We start from the raw sequence: 14,379 nt of genomic DNA on the forward strand, positions 1-14,379 counted from the left end.
ATGCTTTTCATGGGCGAGGAGTGGGGCGCCTCGACGCCGTTCCAATTCTTCAGCTCGCATCCCGAACCGGAGCTCGCGCAGGCCACCGCTGAGGGCCGCAAGGCCGAGTTCGCCGAGCACGGCTGGGACGCCGGCGACATCCCCGACCCGCAGGACCCGCAGACGTTCCAGCGCTCCAAGCTCGACTGGGGCGAGGTCGGCGCCGGCGAGCACGCCCGCCTGCACCGGGTCTACCGCGACCTGATCGCGCTGCGGCACGACGACCCCGACCTGGCCGACCCGTGGCTGGATCACCTGGCTGTCGACTACGACGAGGACGAGCGCTGGATCGTGGTGCGCCGGGGCCGGTTGCGCATTGCGTGCAACCTGGGTGCGCAGGCGGTGAAGATGCCGGTCACCGGCGAGATCGTGACGGCGTGGGGCGAACCGGCAGTTGACGCCGAGGGCACCCTGCTCGAGGGTCACTCCTTCGCCATTTTGCGCGCGCAAACGTAAAAGCCCTTCAGCGGGCCTGTTTCGGGGGCTTTCGCGTCTGCTCGGGCAACGTTGGGGACGCGGCTACGAGGACTTGGCGTACCGGCGAACGACCTCGTTCTCCCCGAACGTGCTCGCGTGCTGCCGGCCGTGGTCATCCTGGCCGAAGAATGTCCACTGCTTCGGGCTTTTCTGCGGCTCGCCGATCATCTTCACCCTGAAGGGCAGATGGCTGGGCTCGATCGTTCCGATGGTGTCGCCGACCCGGATCAGGGACGGATGAATCTCGGGTGCGTCCATCCAGTTCTGTACGATCATGTCGTTCATCCTTTCTCGCCACGAGTTGAGCGCGCCGTTGCGCATCGCCGACCAAGAGCGAATTCGTCTCGCACACCCGGCGGACACGTCTCAGCGGCGCGTAGGGTCTGCGTCAATCGGTCACAGCCGCTTCGGCAGGAGCACCGCGATCATCCGGCCAGCGCTGGCCAGAGCTCGCACTCTCGGTGCGCGCTGCACGCATGATGTCTGCGCCGGTCCGAAATTCTTGACTGTCGCGTTCCACCCGAGCGACGGGAAGGGCCGCGGCTTGCCGCAACACCATCGTCGCCAGAGTGGCAGAGGTTCTGCACGGCACCACCAGCAGGTTGGCGCAGGCCCGGCTACCGACGACCACCATCAGTCGCTGGCGACCGACAACCCGGCCGGCGTCGCCGACCCGAACCCGGTTCAGCGCGTCCAGGTCCGGGGAGCTTTCCAGCGACGACCAGTTGATGCTGATGTCGACGATCTCCCCCAAGCGCGCGGACAGGGCACCCACCAGTTCGGGGAGTTCGGCCGCGATCGAGGAGGTGTGCGGCCACCACGCCCCGTCGACGGCCGAACCCAGTTCTGCAGCCAGGGCAAGCCGAACAGGGCTGGCCAGGCGGCGGCCACGTACCGCCGGGTTCATGGTGATGAGATCGTCACGACTGAGACGAACGCAACAACTGCCGCACGGCGACCCGCTCGCAACGCCCGGTGACCCATCGACGATCCCTTCGCTTCCGGCTGACCCGGCACATGAACGTGGGGATCGACAGACACAACCAGTCGGAAAAAACCATTTGCGTTGCAGTCGCAACGAAAACGCAGATTCACGCCGGCTACCAAGAACTCGTGTTGAACACTACACCTCGCCGGCCGCAATGGCGTCGATTGAGCGAGACCGGGTTCCGAGGTCGATGTCCACAGCGCCCGACCGCCGCGTTCCCGATCCGACAACCCGGTCCGGGCCGGGCTCGCTGCGCTAGCCCGGATCCGGGTCCCTCGAACCCGCGCGGATCGACCCGCGCGCGGCAAACCGGATACCGGCGAGCAGTGGCATGGGGTACCGGGAAACCGTGTGCTGTTTCGCACCTGCGTGAACGCGAGGGCGGTAGCGGGCGACTTCGCGCCGGATCGAGGGCGCGAGCAGCGGCCCGAGCACCACACCCGCGCCGAGCGCCAGCGCCGTCCCCGCCGCCACCACCAGATCGCCGGCCCCGGCGTTCGGTTGCCCGTTGACCATGCCGACGAAGCTGCGGTACAGAGCCATTCCGGGAACCAGCGGGATGATGCCTGCCGTGACAATCACCAGGGGTGGGACCCGGGCGCGGCGCGCACCGACGGACCCGGCCAGGCCGATCGCGGCGGCGGCGACGAACGAATCCACGATGACGCCGGCCCCGAGCAGTTGCATCACGAAGTAGATCAGCGACCCGGTCGCTCCCGCCGCGCCCGCCGCCAGCGCCGCCCGGCGCGGCGCGTAGCTCGCGACCGCCGCTCCGGCGGCCCCGACCGCACCGGCCACGATCACCACGGGCAGGCGCAGGGGGGCGATCTGCAGGTCGGGGCTGACACTGACGTCCACGCCGGCCGCCATACCGATCCGTAGCGCGATGGTGACACCGACCAGGATGCCTGCCGAGGAGAGCGCGACATCCATCATCCGGGAGGCGGCGGTGAGCTGGTAGCCGGTGATGGCGTCCTGCACGGAGCCGACGCTGGTCAGGCCGGACAGCAACGCCACGATGTTAGACGCCACCACCACCGAGGGAGCAGTGGTGGCGGGCAGCCGATGGGCGGCGTCGAGCCCGACGGTGACGCCGGTGGCCAGCGCGGCGGCGACCACCTGCTGGAACAGGCTCGGCAGGTGCCGGCGGCCGAGGATGCGGTCGACGCGGTCGATCAGCGCGGTGGTCGCCGTCGCGATCACCACCGCCAGAGCTCCGGCGCCGAACAACAAGGAAAAGCCGCCGGCCATCACGCCCAGCGCGACGGTGCAAACCCAGCTCGGGTAGGGATGTTCGGCCCGTTCCAGGGCGTCCAACTTCTCCTGGACCCAGTCGAGTTCCGGTGTGGTGTCCACGACGCGCTGGGCGAGGTCGGTGGCCGACTGCAGGCGGGTGTAGTCCAGCGCCCGCGACGCCACCACGTACATCGCGGTGACCGGCGCGCCGGGCACCGCTCTGGGAATGGACACCGTGATCGCGTTCGCGGCGATGTCCACATGAGTGGCGGGAAGACCATAGGCGTCGGTGACCGCCATGATGGTGGACGCGACGTCTGCCGTACCCGACTGGCAGCTCAGGAGCACTTGGCCAAGGCGCAGCGCGACGTCGAGAACTTGTCGAACCCTGGCCTCGTCGCCGTCTCGCATCGGGTGTGGCCTCCTAGGGCGCGCGAGCCTGCCCTGACCGGCCGCCGCATCGGTTTCCGCAGCCAGTCACCGCAGCATCGGAATGTCTGAAGGAACATCTATTCGACTACCCCGCCTGGCGCGGATTACAACAGGTAGCGGTACGCCGGTGAACCCGGCGCCAGCGGCTCGACGTGGATCTCGGTGGCCCGCATCCGGGCCAGCAGCCCGTCCAGGTCCGCGGCCGAGCCCAGTTCGATACCCACCAGCGCCTCACCGGTTTCCCGGTTGTTGCGCTTGACGTACTCGAACAGGGTGATGTCGTCGTTGGGGCCGAGCACCTCGTCGAGGAAGCGGCGCAGCGCACCGGGCTCCTGCGGGAAGTCCACCAGGAAGTAGTGCTTGAGGCCGAGGTGGACCAGCGAACGCTCCAGCACCTCGCCGTATCGCGAGACGTCGTTGTTGCCGCCCGAGATCAGGCACACCACCGTGGATCCGGGCTCGATGTCGGCTTCCAGCAGCCCGGCGACCGACAGCGCGCCCGCCGGCTCGGCGATGATGCCCTCGTTCTGGTAGAGGTCCAGCATCGCGGTGCACACGGCCCCCTCGTCGACCGCGGTGATCGACACCATGTCACCGGCGGCGGCCAGCGCCGCGTAGGTCAGCGTTCCCGCGCGCCGCACCGCGGCTCCGTCGACGAACTGGTCGACGTGATCCAGCGTCACCGGCTCGCCGGCGGCCAGCGCGGCCATCATCGCCGCGGCACCGGCCGGCTCGACGCCCAGCACCGACGTGTTCGTCGTGCGCTCGGCCAGGTAGGTGGTGATGCCGGCGATGCATCCGCCGCCGCCCACCGGGACGACCACCAGGTCGGGTTCCCCGCCGAGCTCGTCGCGTTGGGCGAGGAGTTCGACGGCGATCGTGCCCTGCCCGGCCATGGTCCGCGCGTCGTCATACGGCGGCACCAGGGTGGCGCCGGTGCGTTCGACGTCGGCCAGGGCCGCCTCGGCGGCAAGGTCGTAGGTCGACCCTCCCACGATCAGCTCGATGAACTCACCGCCGTGGTAGCGGATCCGGTCACGCTTCTGCTTGGGCGTCTTGGCCGGGACGTAGACGCGGCCGCGCACGCCCAGCCTCCGGCACGCATACGCGAAACCCTGCGCGTGGTTGCCCGCCGACGAGCACACCACGCCGGCGGCCAGCTCCTCGCCGGAGAGCTGCACCAGCAGGTTGTAGGCCCCCCGGATCTTGTAGGAGCGCACGATCTGCAGGTCTTCGCGCTTGAGGTAGACCCGCGCACCGGTGATTGCCGACAGCCGATCGCTGAACTGCAGCGGCGTGGGCGCGACGACCTGGGCGATCCGTCTGGCCGCGCCGTCGATGTCCACCGCCGAAAGCGGACACACCGGTGAGGTGCTCGGGGGATGGCTCAGGTGGGCGGACACCGCTCAATGGTGCCATGACCACCCGGGCGGAGCGTCAGCTGACGGGGGTCAGCACGAACACCGGAATCTGGCGTTCGGTCTTCTTCTGGTAGTCGGCGTAATCCGGATAGGCCGCCACAGCGCGCTCCCACCACGCGGCCTTTTCCTCACCGAACACCTCGCGGGCTTCGTAGTCGCGGGTGACGCCGCCGTCCTGCAGTTCGACCCGCGGGTTCTTCTTCACGTTGTAGTACCAGACCGGGTTCTTGGGCGCCCCGCCGAGCGACGCGACGCACGCGTACTCGCCGTTGTGCTCGACGCGCATCAGCGGCGTCTTGCGCAGCTTGCCGGTCTTGGCTCCGACGGTGGTCAGCAAGACGATGGGCATGCCCCGCAATTCGTTGGCCTCGGTTCCGCCGGACTCGGCGAACTTCTCTGCTTGCTCGCGGGACCAATCCCAGGGGCTGGGTGCGTATTCACCGGAAAGTGGCATACCGCCAACTCTAAGGCCACCGGCAAGCGAACCTGCCGCCACGACGGGCCGGCGGACCGTCGCGATGCCCACCGGCCGAAATCACCGCACCCGCGCCAGCTCCGCGATCTCGTTGACTCTTCTTGTCGCCGCGGCGATCTCGTCGGCAAACTGCCGACGGCGTTTGGCCATGTCGGCTCCGTGTGCTTCGTCGGCTCCGTCGGCTCCGTCGGCTCCGTCGGCTCCGTCCAGGAGCTCACGGTGCCGGGCCAGGCGCAACGCGGTCTTGAACAGCTCCGTCGACCTCGACTCGGCGCTGGCGATCCGGCGCTGCAGCTCCCACTGCTTGCCCACCTCCAGGCACTCGGCCGTAAAAACCTCCTCGTCGAAGGATTCGTCCTCGTAGGCGGCCAGCCGGTCGGCGACGATGTGGTACGCGTCCAGGAATGGGCGCAGCACCAGGTGCGCCAACAGCACGTCGGCGGATTCCAGCAGCCGCCGGACGTCGTCGGCGCGGTAGGACTTGGTGGTGTCGACAGGGTCTTCGGCGGGCGCGATCAGCCGGATCTCGTCGGCGAGCTCCTTCTCGAACTGCGCCCGCCCCGAGAACAAGAACTCGAACTTCAGCAACTCCCGCAGCCGCAGCGCCTCGTCGCGCACGGCCGCCGGGGCCACCACGCCGCTCGACTCGCACGCCGCCACCAGCGCGATCTCGGCGATGGCCCGGTCGACGAGAATGTGGATCGCGGTGTTGCGGTAGAACGCCGCGACCAGGTGCTGCTCGGTGCCGATGCCCCACACCGCCTCGGTGCCGGCGTCGTAGACGCTGACCACTCCCGAGGCGACGAGCTGGTGCAGGGTCCATCGGATCGTGGACCGGTTGGTCAGGTCCGCCGCGCCGGCCACCGCCCAGTTGCGCGCGGCGATGTAGCTCGCCAGGGGTTGCACGGTGGCCAGAACTTCGTTGATCGACAAGGAGCGGTCCGCGCCCAGCAGCGCGAGGCTGACCACCGCGGTCGGCGTGACCGGCGCGGCCCGGTTGATGCGGTGCTCCACATCCAAGGCGATGCGTTCGATCTCGGTCCCGGTGCCCGACTCGTCGCCGCGCAGCTCCTCCAGACGCTTGCGCAGCGGCAGCGGCTCGCCGAAATCCAGGTACACCCGGCCCAGCCGGTGACCCTGCTGGCGCGCGAGCCGGACCAGAAAGCGAAGGTCCTCGGGACGTTTGGCGGCCCCGTAGGCCTCGGTGGTCATGGCCTCGACCTCGTGCAACTGGTCATAGACGATGGACGTGGGAACCAGATACACCTCGGGGCCGTCGATTTCGTCGACGGCATCGGCAAGGTAGCGCAGAATTCCGAACACCGGCGGTCGCAGCTTTCCGGTCCTGGTGCGTCCCCCTTCGATCGACCAGGTCAGGTTGGCGTGATTCTGCACCAGTTGCGCGGCGTAGGCCCGCAGCGCGAACCGGTAGACCGGGAGGTCTTTGGTCTGGCGACGGATGAAGATCGCGCCGGTGCGCTTGGCCCATGCACCCATCGGGAAGAAGTTCAGGTTGGCCCCGCCGAACGTCAGCGCCGGGGACAGGCGGCTGGCCATGATCACCTCGGGCAGCAACATGCCGTCGAGGTAGGAACGATGCGAGAAGGCGAACGCCAGAGTCGCCTTGCGGTCCAGCTGTCGCAGCGCCGCGATCTGGTCCTCGTCGACAAGCACGTCGTAGGCGCGCATGAGCCAGCGGCTGAACCCGCGCCACGCTTGCACCGCGTGTTCATCCAGTGAAGCCGCCATCTCCCGCAGGTAGCCGGCGGCCTCGGCGCGTACGTCGTCAGGATCGCGTCCCAGCTCCGAGGCCAGCACGCCGAGCCGCCCGTCGTACCAGCGCGCGGCCAACAGCTGACTCACCTCGGTGGGGTCGGTTGCCAGTGGCGCCGTCGATTCGCCACGGATCCCGCTGCGCTGCAGGAGTTTCCGCACACCCACCCGGCCGATTTCGCGCGCGGCCGTGGCCGCTCCCCCGCTCACGCCGGTTGCACCGTCCCGATACGCGAGGGCTCGTGGACCTCAGGGGGCGGAGCGGACAGATAGAGTTCCTCGACCTCGGCCGCGTATTTCTCCATGATCGGCTTACGCTTGAGTTTCATGGTCAGGGTGATCTCGTCGCCGCCCGGCTCCCACAGCGTCGGCAGGATACGGAACCGCTTGATCTGCTCGACTCGCGCCAATTTCGCATTGCCCTGCGCGACTCCCGCGGCGACCCGGGCGATGATCTCGGGGTGGGCTGCCAGCGCGGACGGTGAGGCGTCGAGCAGGCCGTGTTCGGCCGCGTAGGGGCCGACCGAGTCGGCGTCGAACACCAGCAGCGCGGTGTTGTAGGGCCGCCCGTCACCGATGGCGATCATCACTCCGATCATCGGACACGCGGCGAGAATGGTGTTCTCGATGTTGGCCGGCGACATGTTCTTTCCGGCCGCGTTGATGATCAGCTCCTTCTTGCGGTCGACCACCCGCAGGTAACCGTCGGTATCGACGTCGATGATGTCGCCGGTGTGTAGCCAACCTTCGGCGTCGATCGCCTCGGCGGTCTTGGCCGGTTCCTTGCGATAGCCCTTCATCACCAGTGGACCGCGTACCAGGTACTCGCCGTCTTCGGCGATCTTGCCCTCCAGGCCGGGGAGCAGTTTGCCGACCGCACCCAGCCGCGCGTCACGCGGATGGCAGGTGCAGGCCACGCAGCTGAGCTCGGACATTCCCCACACCTCAGCGATGGGGATACCGATGCCGGCGAAGAACCCGAGAGTCTCCCGGGGGATCGGGGCCGCACCCGAAATCGCCCAGCGCAGCTCAGCGAAACCGATTCGCTCGCGCAGCGTGGACAGCACCAGCTCGTCAGCCCGTTCCCAGTCCGCCGCGAGATCGCCGGACATGGGCTCACCGGCGAGTGCGGCGGCCGCGCGTGCGGCGGCCACCGACAGCGCCCATTGCAGGGCCCGCCGCGCGTCCTCGTCCGCTTCCTGATTGACTGCGAACTCGATTGCGGCCTTGAGCTTTTCCCACACCCGGGGCACCGCCCCCCAGATCGTCGGCCGCGCGTCGGGCAGCGCCGCGACAATGGCGCGGCCGTCGGACACCGCAGTGATTTGGGTGCCGAACATCTCTTGGAGGTAGAGGTTGCACATTCGGTCCGCGATGTGCGCCGAGGGCAGGAAAGAGGTCACCCGGTCCCCGAACCGGATCCCGAGCACCTCGTCGAGGGCATACCCCTCGAACAGCAGATTGGTGTGGGTCATCTCCACCCCCTTGGGGTTTCCCGTCGTCCCCGAGGTGTAGATCAACGTGACGACGTCCTCGGGGCGCACGGCTCGCCATGCAGAGTCGAAGTCGAAGTCCGCGGGCGCAGCCGCGAACAACTCATCCACCGAGATGGTTCCGGCCGGGGCTCCGTCGATACAGACCATGTGCTCGATGGACGCCCCGCTGGCGCGGATGCGCTCTACGTACTGCTCCTCGCAGATGACCACCTTGGTGGCCGCGTTGTCGAACAGGTACACCAGCTGCTCGGGGGGCAGCGTGTTGTAGACCGAGAAGGACGTGGCGCCGGCGTGTTGGGCTCCCACTTCCAGGGGATAGAACTCGATCCGATTGGCCATCATCAGCGACACCGTGTCGCCCCGCCTGACACCCAACCCTGCCAGGCCCGCGGCAACCCTGCGCACCTGCTCGGCATACTCCCGCCACGTCACTGTCCGGGTGTTGCCCGGCGTCCGCAGCGCGACGGCGCCCGGATCGATCGACGCGGTGCGCTGGAACGCCTCACACATGGTTGACGGACGCTCGGTTGGCGTCATCTCGGTCCTCCTTGGCCGGCACGCTATGGTCGACATCACAGTAGCGCCACGACATCGATCGTCGCCGCCGTCCGGATCACCGGTGATCGTCGGCGCCGGCGTGGCGGCTGAGCTCCGACGCGGCCTAACCGCCCAGACAACCCGGGCCGAGCAACTCCTTGAGGTCGCCCATCAACGCCGGCGATGTCGTCACCCGCAGCGACTGGTCCAACTCCAAGGTGGTGATGCGGTCCCCACTGATGAGCCGCAGGTGCACCTGCGAGGTTCCGGGATGACGCGCCAGCACCTGTTTGAGCGCGCTCACTTTGTCGACGGTGCACTGCCGGGTGGGCAAGCTGACCGACAGCGGCCGGTCCACCTGCGCGCTGGAGAAGTCGGGCACCACCAGTTCGTTGGCGATCAGGGCGATGCGGTCGTCGCGGATCGCCACCTTCGCGTTGACCAGCACCACCGCGTCGTCGGCGATGTCGGCGCCGTACGTGGAGTAGGCGTGCGGGAAGAACATCACCTCGATGCCACCCGTGAGATCCTCCAATTGCGCTGATGCCCAGGGCATCCCGTTCTTGTTCACCCGCCTGTTCACCGACGCGAGGATGCCGCCCACCCGTACCTGGGTCTCGTTGGGGACATCGCCGTCCAGGATGGCCGGGATCTGCGTGTCCACCTGGGCGGTCAGCAGGTGCGCCACCTTGTTCAGCGGATGCCCGGAGACATACAGGCCCAGCATCTCCCGCTCGAGCGCCAGCTTGTGTTTGTCTTCCCACTCGTCCACGGGCACCTTGATGGTGAACACCGACTCGGTGCACCCGGTGTCGCCTCCGAACAGGTCGAATTGACCCATCGCCTCGGCCTTCTTGGTGCCCAGCACGGAGTCGACGGCGTCGGTGTGCACCAGGAACAGGCCCTTGCGGGCATGACCGAGCGAATCGAACGCGCCCGCCTTGATCAGCGACTCGGTGACTTTCTTGTTGCACGCCGCGATGTCGATCTTGTTCAGGTAGTCCGAGAAGTCGGTGAACTTCCCCTTCTCGCTGCGGGTCTTGATCAACGAACCGACCACGTTGGCGCCGACGTTGCGCACCGCGCCCAGCCCGAAGCGGATGTCTTTGCCCACCGAGGCGAAGTTCACCAGGGACTCGTTGACGTCCGGGGGCAACACCGTGATGCCCAGCTTTCGGCAGTCGGCCAGATACACCGCGGCCTTGTCCTTGTCGTCGCCCACCGAGGTGAGCAGGCCGGCCATGTATTCGGCCGGGTAATTGGCCTTCAGGTAGGCGGTCCAGTACGACACCAGGCCGTAGCCGGCGGCGTGCGACTTGTTGAACGCATATCCGGCGAACGGAAGGATGGTGTCCCACAACGCCTTCACGGCTTTTTCGGAGAAGCCGTTGTTGGCCATGCCTTCGCGGAAACCCTGGTACTCCGCCTCGAGCACCTCGAGCTTCTTCTTGCCCATCGCCTTGCGCAGCGCGTCGGCCTTGCCCATCGTGTAGGAGGCCACCTTCTGCGCGATCAACATGATCTGCTCTTGGTAGACGATCAGTCCGTAGGTCTCGGAGAGGATCTCGCGCAGCGGTTCCTCGAGTTCGGGATGGATGGGTTTGATCGGCTGACGGCCGTTTTTGCGGTCCGCGTAGTCGTTGTGGGCGTTCATCCCCATCGGCCCCGGCCGGTACAACGCCAGCACGGCGACGATGTCGTTGAACTCGGTGGGCTGCATGCGGCGCAGCAGGTCGCGCATCGGCCCACCGTCGAGCTGGAACACGCCCAGCGTGTCGCCCCGGCCGAGCAGCTCGTAGGTGGGCTTGTCGTCCAGCGGCAGCGATTCCAGATCGAAGTCGATGCCCCTGTTGGCCTTGATGTTCGCGATCGCGTCACCGATTATCGTGAGGTTGCGTAGGCCCAGGAAGTCCATCTTCAGCAGGCCGATGGCCTCGCACGACGGGTAGTCCCAGCCGGTGATGATGGCGCCGTCCTGCGGCCGCTTCCAGAGCGGGATCGCCTCGGTGAGCGGCTCGCTGCTCATGATCACCGCGCAGGCGTGCACACCGGCGTTGCGGATCAGGCCCTCCAGGCCGCGCGCGGTCTGATAGATGGTGCGCACGTCGGGGTCGGTCTCGATCAGGCCCCGGACCTCGGCGGCCTCCTTGTAGCGCTCGTGGGCCGGATCGGTGATCCCCGCGAGGGGGATGTCCTTGGCCATGATCGGCGGCGGCAGCGCCTTGGTGATCCGGTCGGCGATGGCGAACCCGGGCTGCCCGTAGTGAATTCGCGCCGAATCCTTGAGCGCAGCTTTGGTTTTGATGGTACCGAAGGTGATCACCTGGGCGACCCGGTCCTGTCCCCACTTGTCGGCGGCGTAGCGCACCATCTCGCCACGGCGGCGGTCGTCGAAGTCGATGTCGATGTCGGGTGCCGACGGGCGCTCGGGGTTGAGGAAGCGCTCGAACAGCAGCCCGTGCGGAATCGGGTCGATGTTGGTGATGCCCAGCGCGTAGGCCACCAGCGAGCCGGCCGCCGACCCACGCCCCGGCCCCACCCGGATGTCGACCGAGCGCGCGTAGTTGATCAGGTCGGCGACGATCAGGAAGTACGACGGGAAGCCCTTGTCGCAGATGACCTTGATCTCATACTCGGCGCGGTCGATGTAGTCCTGGCTCACCCCGGACCCGAAACGCCGCCGCAGTCCCGCCATCACCTCGTGGTGCAGCCAGGTCGCCTGATCGTGGCCCTCGGGCACCGGGAAGATCGGCATCCGGTTGCGCGGCTCCCACACGTCGGCATACGACTGAACCCGCTCGGCGATCAGCAGCGTGGAGTCACACGCCCCGGGTATCTCGTCGTCCCAGATCTGCCGCATCTCGGCGGCCGATTTCAGGTAGTAGCCGTCGCCGTCGAACTTGAACCGGTTCGGGTCCGAGAGTGTCTTGCCTGTCTGCACGCACAGCAGCGCCTCGTGGTTGTGGGCCGCGTCGCGGGTGACGTAGTGGCAGTCGTTGGTGGCCAGCGGCGGGATACCGAGCTTGCGGCCGATCTCGAGCAGACCCTCGCGAACCCGTTGCTCGATGGACAGCCCGTGGTCCATCAGCTCCAGGAAGTAGTTCTGCGCGCCGAAGATCTCGCGCCACTTGGCGGCCGATTCCAGCGCCTCGCGGCCCTGACCCAGGCGAAGGCGCGTCTGCACCTCCCCCGACGGGCACCCGGTGGTGGCGATGATGCCCTCGGCGTGTTCGGCGATGAGCTCGGCGTCCATGCGGGACCACTTGCCGAGCTGGCCCTCGAAGGAGGCCAGCGAGGACAGCCTGAACAGGTTGCGCAGTCCGGTGGCGTTCTCGGCGACCATCGTCAGGTGCGTGTAGGAGCCGCTGCCCGAGACGTCGTCTGACTTCTGGCCCGGGTCCCCCCACAGGATCCGCCGGGTGTCGAAGCGGGAAGCGGGAGCGATATACGCCTCGACACCGATGATCGGCGTGATCCCGGCCTTGGTGGCCGCGTTGTAGAACTCGCTGGCGCCGAACATGTTTCCGTGGTCGGTCATCCCGACCGCGGGCATCCCCAGCCGCTCCACCTCGGCGAGCATCGGCGTGATCTTCGCGGCACCGTCCAACATCGAGTACTCGGTGTGGTTGTGCAGGTGCACGAAGGAGGACTGGAATGAACCGCTCATAGGCACGCCAGTCTATGACCGAGGACCGACGGCTTTCGGGCGTGTCGCAAAGTGTGTCGTGCGGGTCCGGGGACTCGGCGGCATGTCAGCGGTCGGGGCCGCCGCGCAGGCGCTGACCGATCCGCAGTGCGGGCAGCAGCAGGCTGCGCGGCGCGAACCTGCCGCCCATGCTGACCGCCTTGGGCACCACTCCGGGCACCACGCTGCGCTTGCCGGCGAGCATTCCCTCGATCGCAGCCTCGGCGACGTCGCGCGGGGAGACCTGCGCCGCCGGAACGCTGAAGCGCTCGGCGTTGGCGATCTCGGCCCACTCGGTCGGGACCGGCCCCGGGCACAGACAGGTGACCGACACCCCGGTCCCGTGCAACTCCTCGTGGACGGACTCGGAAAAAGTCTGCACGAAGGCCTTGGTGGCCGCATAGACCGCCATGTAGGGAATCGGCTGGAACCCGGCGATCGACGCGATGTTCATCACCGCACCGGCGCCGCGCGCGACCATGCCGGGCAGGGCGGCGTGGGTGAGCTCCATGAGCACCAGCGCGTTGAGGGTGACTTCTTCGCTCTCGCGGTCGAGCGGCAGCGTATGGAACAGCCCACTGGTGCCGAACCCGGCGCTGTTGCACAACCCGCCGATCGGGTCGCTGCGCAGCCGTTCGGCCAACTCGCCGCGCTTCCGCGGGGCGGACAGATCCAGGGGCAGGACCTCCACGCCGACGGAGTAGTCCTCGCCTATCTCGTCGGCCAGTTCATCGAGGCGCTCGCGCCGTCGCGCGACCAGCAGCAGCGGGAAGCCGCGGCGCGCCAGTCCCCGCGCCAGTTCGGCGCCGATGCCAGAGGAAGCGCCGGTGATGACGACGGTGGTGTGGTTGTCGGGTTTCGGAAGGCTCATCGTGTTACCAGTCTTCCCCGTGTCACCAATGTATCCCGCGGGTCGCCCGCACGAACGTCTCGCTCCGTTTGTCCAGTTCGGCTGTCTCGGAGGCGGATTCGACGCCCTTGGCGGCCGCGGAGTCGCGGAACATGCCGAAGGCGCGGCTGCGCACCATGTCCATGACCGCCGGGTTCACCGCGTCGGCGACAGCGGCGAACTGGCCGAACGGCGAACCCGCCCGCCGGGGCCGGTGCACGATCGCGTCGGCGATCACACCCGCGGCCTGTTCGGGCGTCAGCGCCGGGAACTTCTCGTAGATCGTGGTGGGGCTGATCATCGGGGTGCGCACCAGCGCCATGTGCACCGTGGTGAACCGGACGCCGTCGTTGAGGGTCTCGGCCTGCAGCGAGTCGCACAGGCTGTCCAGCGCGGCCTTGCTGGCGATGTAGGCGCCGAAGCGCGGCGCGCGCGTCTGCACGCCGAGCGATGACACGTTGATGACCTGACCCGAGCCGCGCTCCCGCATCCCGGGGATGAACTTCAAAATGAGCTGAACGGCGCCCAGGTAGTTGAGCTGCATGGTCCGCTGGTAGTCGTGGATCCGGTCGTGGGACAGCGCCAGCGAGCGCCGGACCGAGCGGCCCGCGTTGTTGACCAGGACGTCGACACCGCCCAGTTCGGCGAGGACCTGGTCGGCCATCGCGGCGATCGCGTCGGTGTCCGAGAGGTCGCACGGGTAGACGTGGGCGGTGCCGCCGATCGCCCGGATTTCAGCGGCGACCTTCTCGAGGTTCTCGCGGGTGCGGGCGACCAGCACCACGACCCCACCCGCCTGCGCGATTCTCTTCGCGGCCGCCTCCCCGATGCCCGACGACCCGCCGGTGATGAGCACCACCTTGCCCTCGACCGCCTCCTCGAGGGTGCGGCCCTGCACCGCGTCGAGCACGTTGCGCCAGTAGAACGGCCG

At 67.9% G+C, this 14,379-nt stretch carries 11 protein-coding genes; 1 reads left to right on the plus strand and 10 read right to left on the minus strand.

Features of this window, described 5'->3' with window-relative positions; translation table 11 throughout:
- The coding region (locus ACOJVU_RS14900) for a DUF3459 domain-containing protein (RefSeq protein ID WP_421530484.1) at positions 1-495 on the plus strand (495 nt) is incomplete at its 5' end.
- A 63-nt stretch (positions 496-558) separates the two neighbouring features.
- On the opposite strand, the gene ACOJVU_RS14905 is transcribed toward ACOJVU_RS14900, so the two are convergent.
- The 10 genes from ACOJVU_RS14905 to ACOJVU_RS14950 form a co-directional block, all read right to left on the minus strand.
- Positions 559-792, minus strand: coding sequence for a hypothetical protein (locus ACOJVU_RS14905; RefSeq protein ID WP_421530485.1), 234 nt, complete (start codon positions 790-792; stop codon positions 559-561).
- A 112-nt stretch (positions 793-904) separates the two neighbouring features.
- Positions 905-1,423, minus strand: a complete 519-nt coding sequence (locus ACOJVU_RS14910) for a DUF5994 family protein (RefSeq protein WP_421530486.1) — start codon at positions 1,421-1,423, stop codon at positions 905-907.
- A gap of 336 nt (positions 1,424-1,759) precedes the next feature.
- Positions 1,760-3,151, minus strand: coding sequence for a threonine/serine ThrE exporter family protein (locus ACOJVU_RS14915; protein ID WP_421530487.1), 1,392 nt, complete (start codon positions 3,149-3,151; stop codon positions 1,760-1,762).
- Between the two features lie 125 nt (positions 3,152-3,276).
- Entirely contained in the window at positions 3,277-4,575 is a 1,299-nt protein-coding gene (gene ilvA / locus ACOJVU_RS14920) for a threonine ammonia-lyase (RefSeq protein WP_421530488.1), read from the minus strand.
- Between the two features lie 34 nt (positions 4,576-4,609).
- Positions 4,610-5,047, minus strand: a complete 438-nt coding sequence (locus tag ACOJVU_RS14925) for a nitroreductase family deazaflavin-dependent oxidoreductase (RefSeq protein ID WP_421530489.1) — start codon at positions 5,045-5,047, stop codon at positions 4,610-4,612.
- Positions 5,048-5,128: 81 nt separating this feature from the next.
- Positions 5,129-7,051 (minus strand): lysophospholipid acyltransferase, encoded by a 1,923-nt coding sequence (locus tag ACOJVU_RS14930; protein WP_421530490.1) that lies wholly within the window; start codon positions 7,049-7,051, stop codon positions 5,129-5,131.
- Entirely contained in the window at positions 7,048-8,874 is a 1,827-nt protein-coding gene (gene fadD11, locus ACOJVU_RS14935; RefSeq protein WP_421530491.1) for a fatty acid--CoA ligase FadD11, read from the minus strand. Before fadD11 ends, ACOJVU_RS14930 begins: the two co-directional genes overlap by 4 nt.
- 124 nt (positions 8,875-8,998) lie before the next feature.
- A complete protein-coding gene (gene dnaE, locus ACOJVU_RS14940) occupies positions 8,999-12,541 on the minus strand; it encodes a DNA polymerase III subunit alpha (protein WP_421530492.1) in 3,543 nt (1,180 codons plus the stop codon).
- An 85-nt stretch (positions 12,542-12,626) separates the two neighbouring features.
- Entirely contained in the window at positions 12,627-13,430 is an 804-nt protein-coding gene (locus tag ACOJVU_RS14945) for an SDR family NAD(P)-dependent oxidoreductase (protein WP_421530493.1), read from the minus strand.
- Positions 13,431-13,452: 22 nt separating this feature from the next.
- Positions 13,453-14,379: SDR family NAD(P)-dependent oxidoreductase (locus ACOJVU_RS14950; protein ID WP_421530494.1), on the minus strand; the 927-nt coding region annotated here is incomplete at its 5' end.

This window comes from Mycobacterium sp. THU-M104 (genome assembly GCF_049197365.1).
Taxonomy (GTDB): domain Bacteria; phylum Actinomycetota; class Actinomycetes; order Mycobacteriales; family Mycobacteriaceae; genus Mycobacterium.

Excerpts from the sequence above, each read along its gene's own strand:
- ACOJVU_RS14905 (WP_421530485.1), bottom strand. The coding sequence starts at position 792 with ATGATCGTACAGAACTGGATGGACGCACCCGAGATTCATCCGTCCCTG.
- ACOJVU_RS14910 (WP_421530486.1), bottom strand. The coding sequence starts at position 1,423 with ATGAACCCGGCGGTACGTGGCCGCCGCCTGGCCAGCCCTGTTCGGCTT.
- ACOJVU_RS14915 (WP_421530487.1), bottom strand. The coding sequence starts at position 3,151 with ATGCGAGACGGCGACGAGGCCAGGGTTCGACAAGTTCTCGACGTCGCG.
- ACOJVU_RS14925 (WP_421530489.1), bottom strand. The coding sequence starts at position 5,047 with ATGCCACTTTCCGGTGAATACGCACCCAGCCCCTGGGATTGGTCCCGC.
- fadD11 (WP_421530491.1), bottom strand. The coding sequence starts at position 8,874 with ATGACGCCAACCGAGCGTCCGTCAACCATGTGTGAGGCGTTCCAGCGC.
- dnaE (WP_421530492.1), bottom strand. The coding sequence starts at position 12,541 with ATGAGCGGTTCATTCCAGTCCTCCTTCGTGCACCTGCACAACCACACC.
- ACOJVU_RS14945 (WP_421530493.1), bottom strand. The coding sequence starts at position 13,430 with ATGAGCCTTCCGAAACCCGACAACCACACCACCGTCGTCATCACCGGC.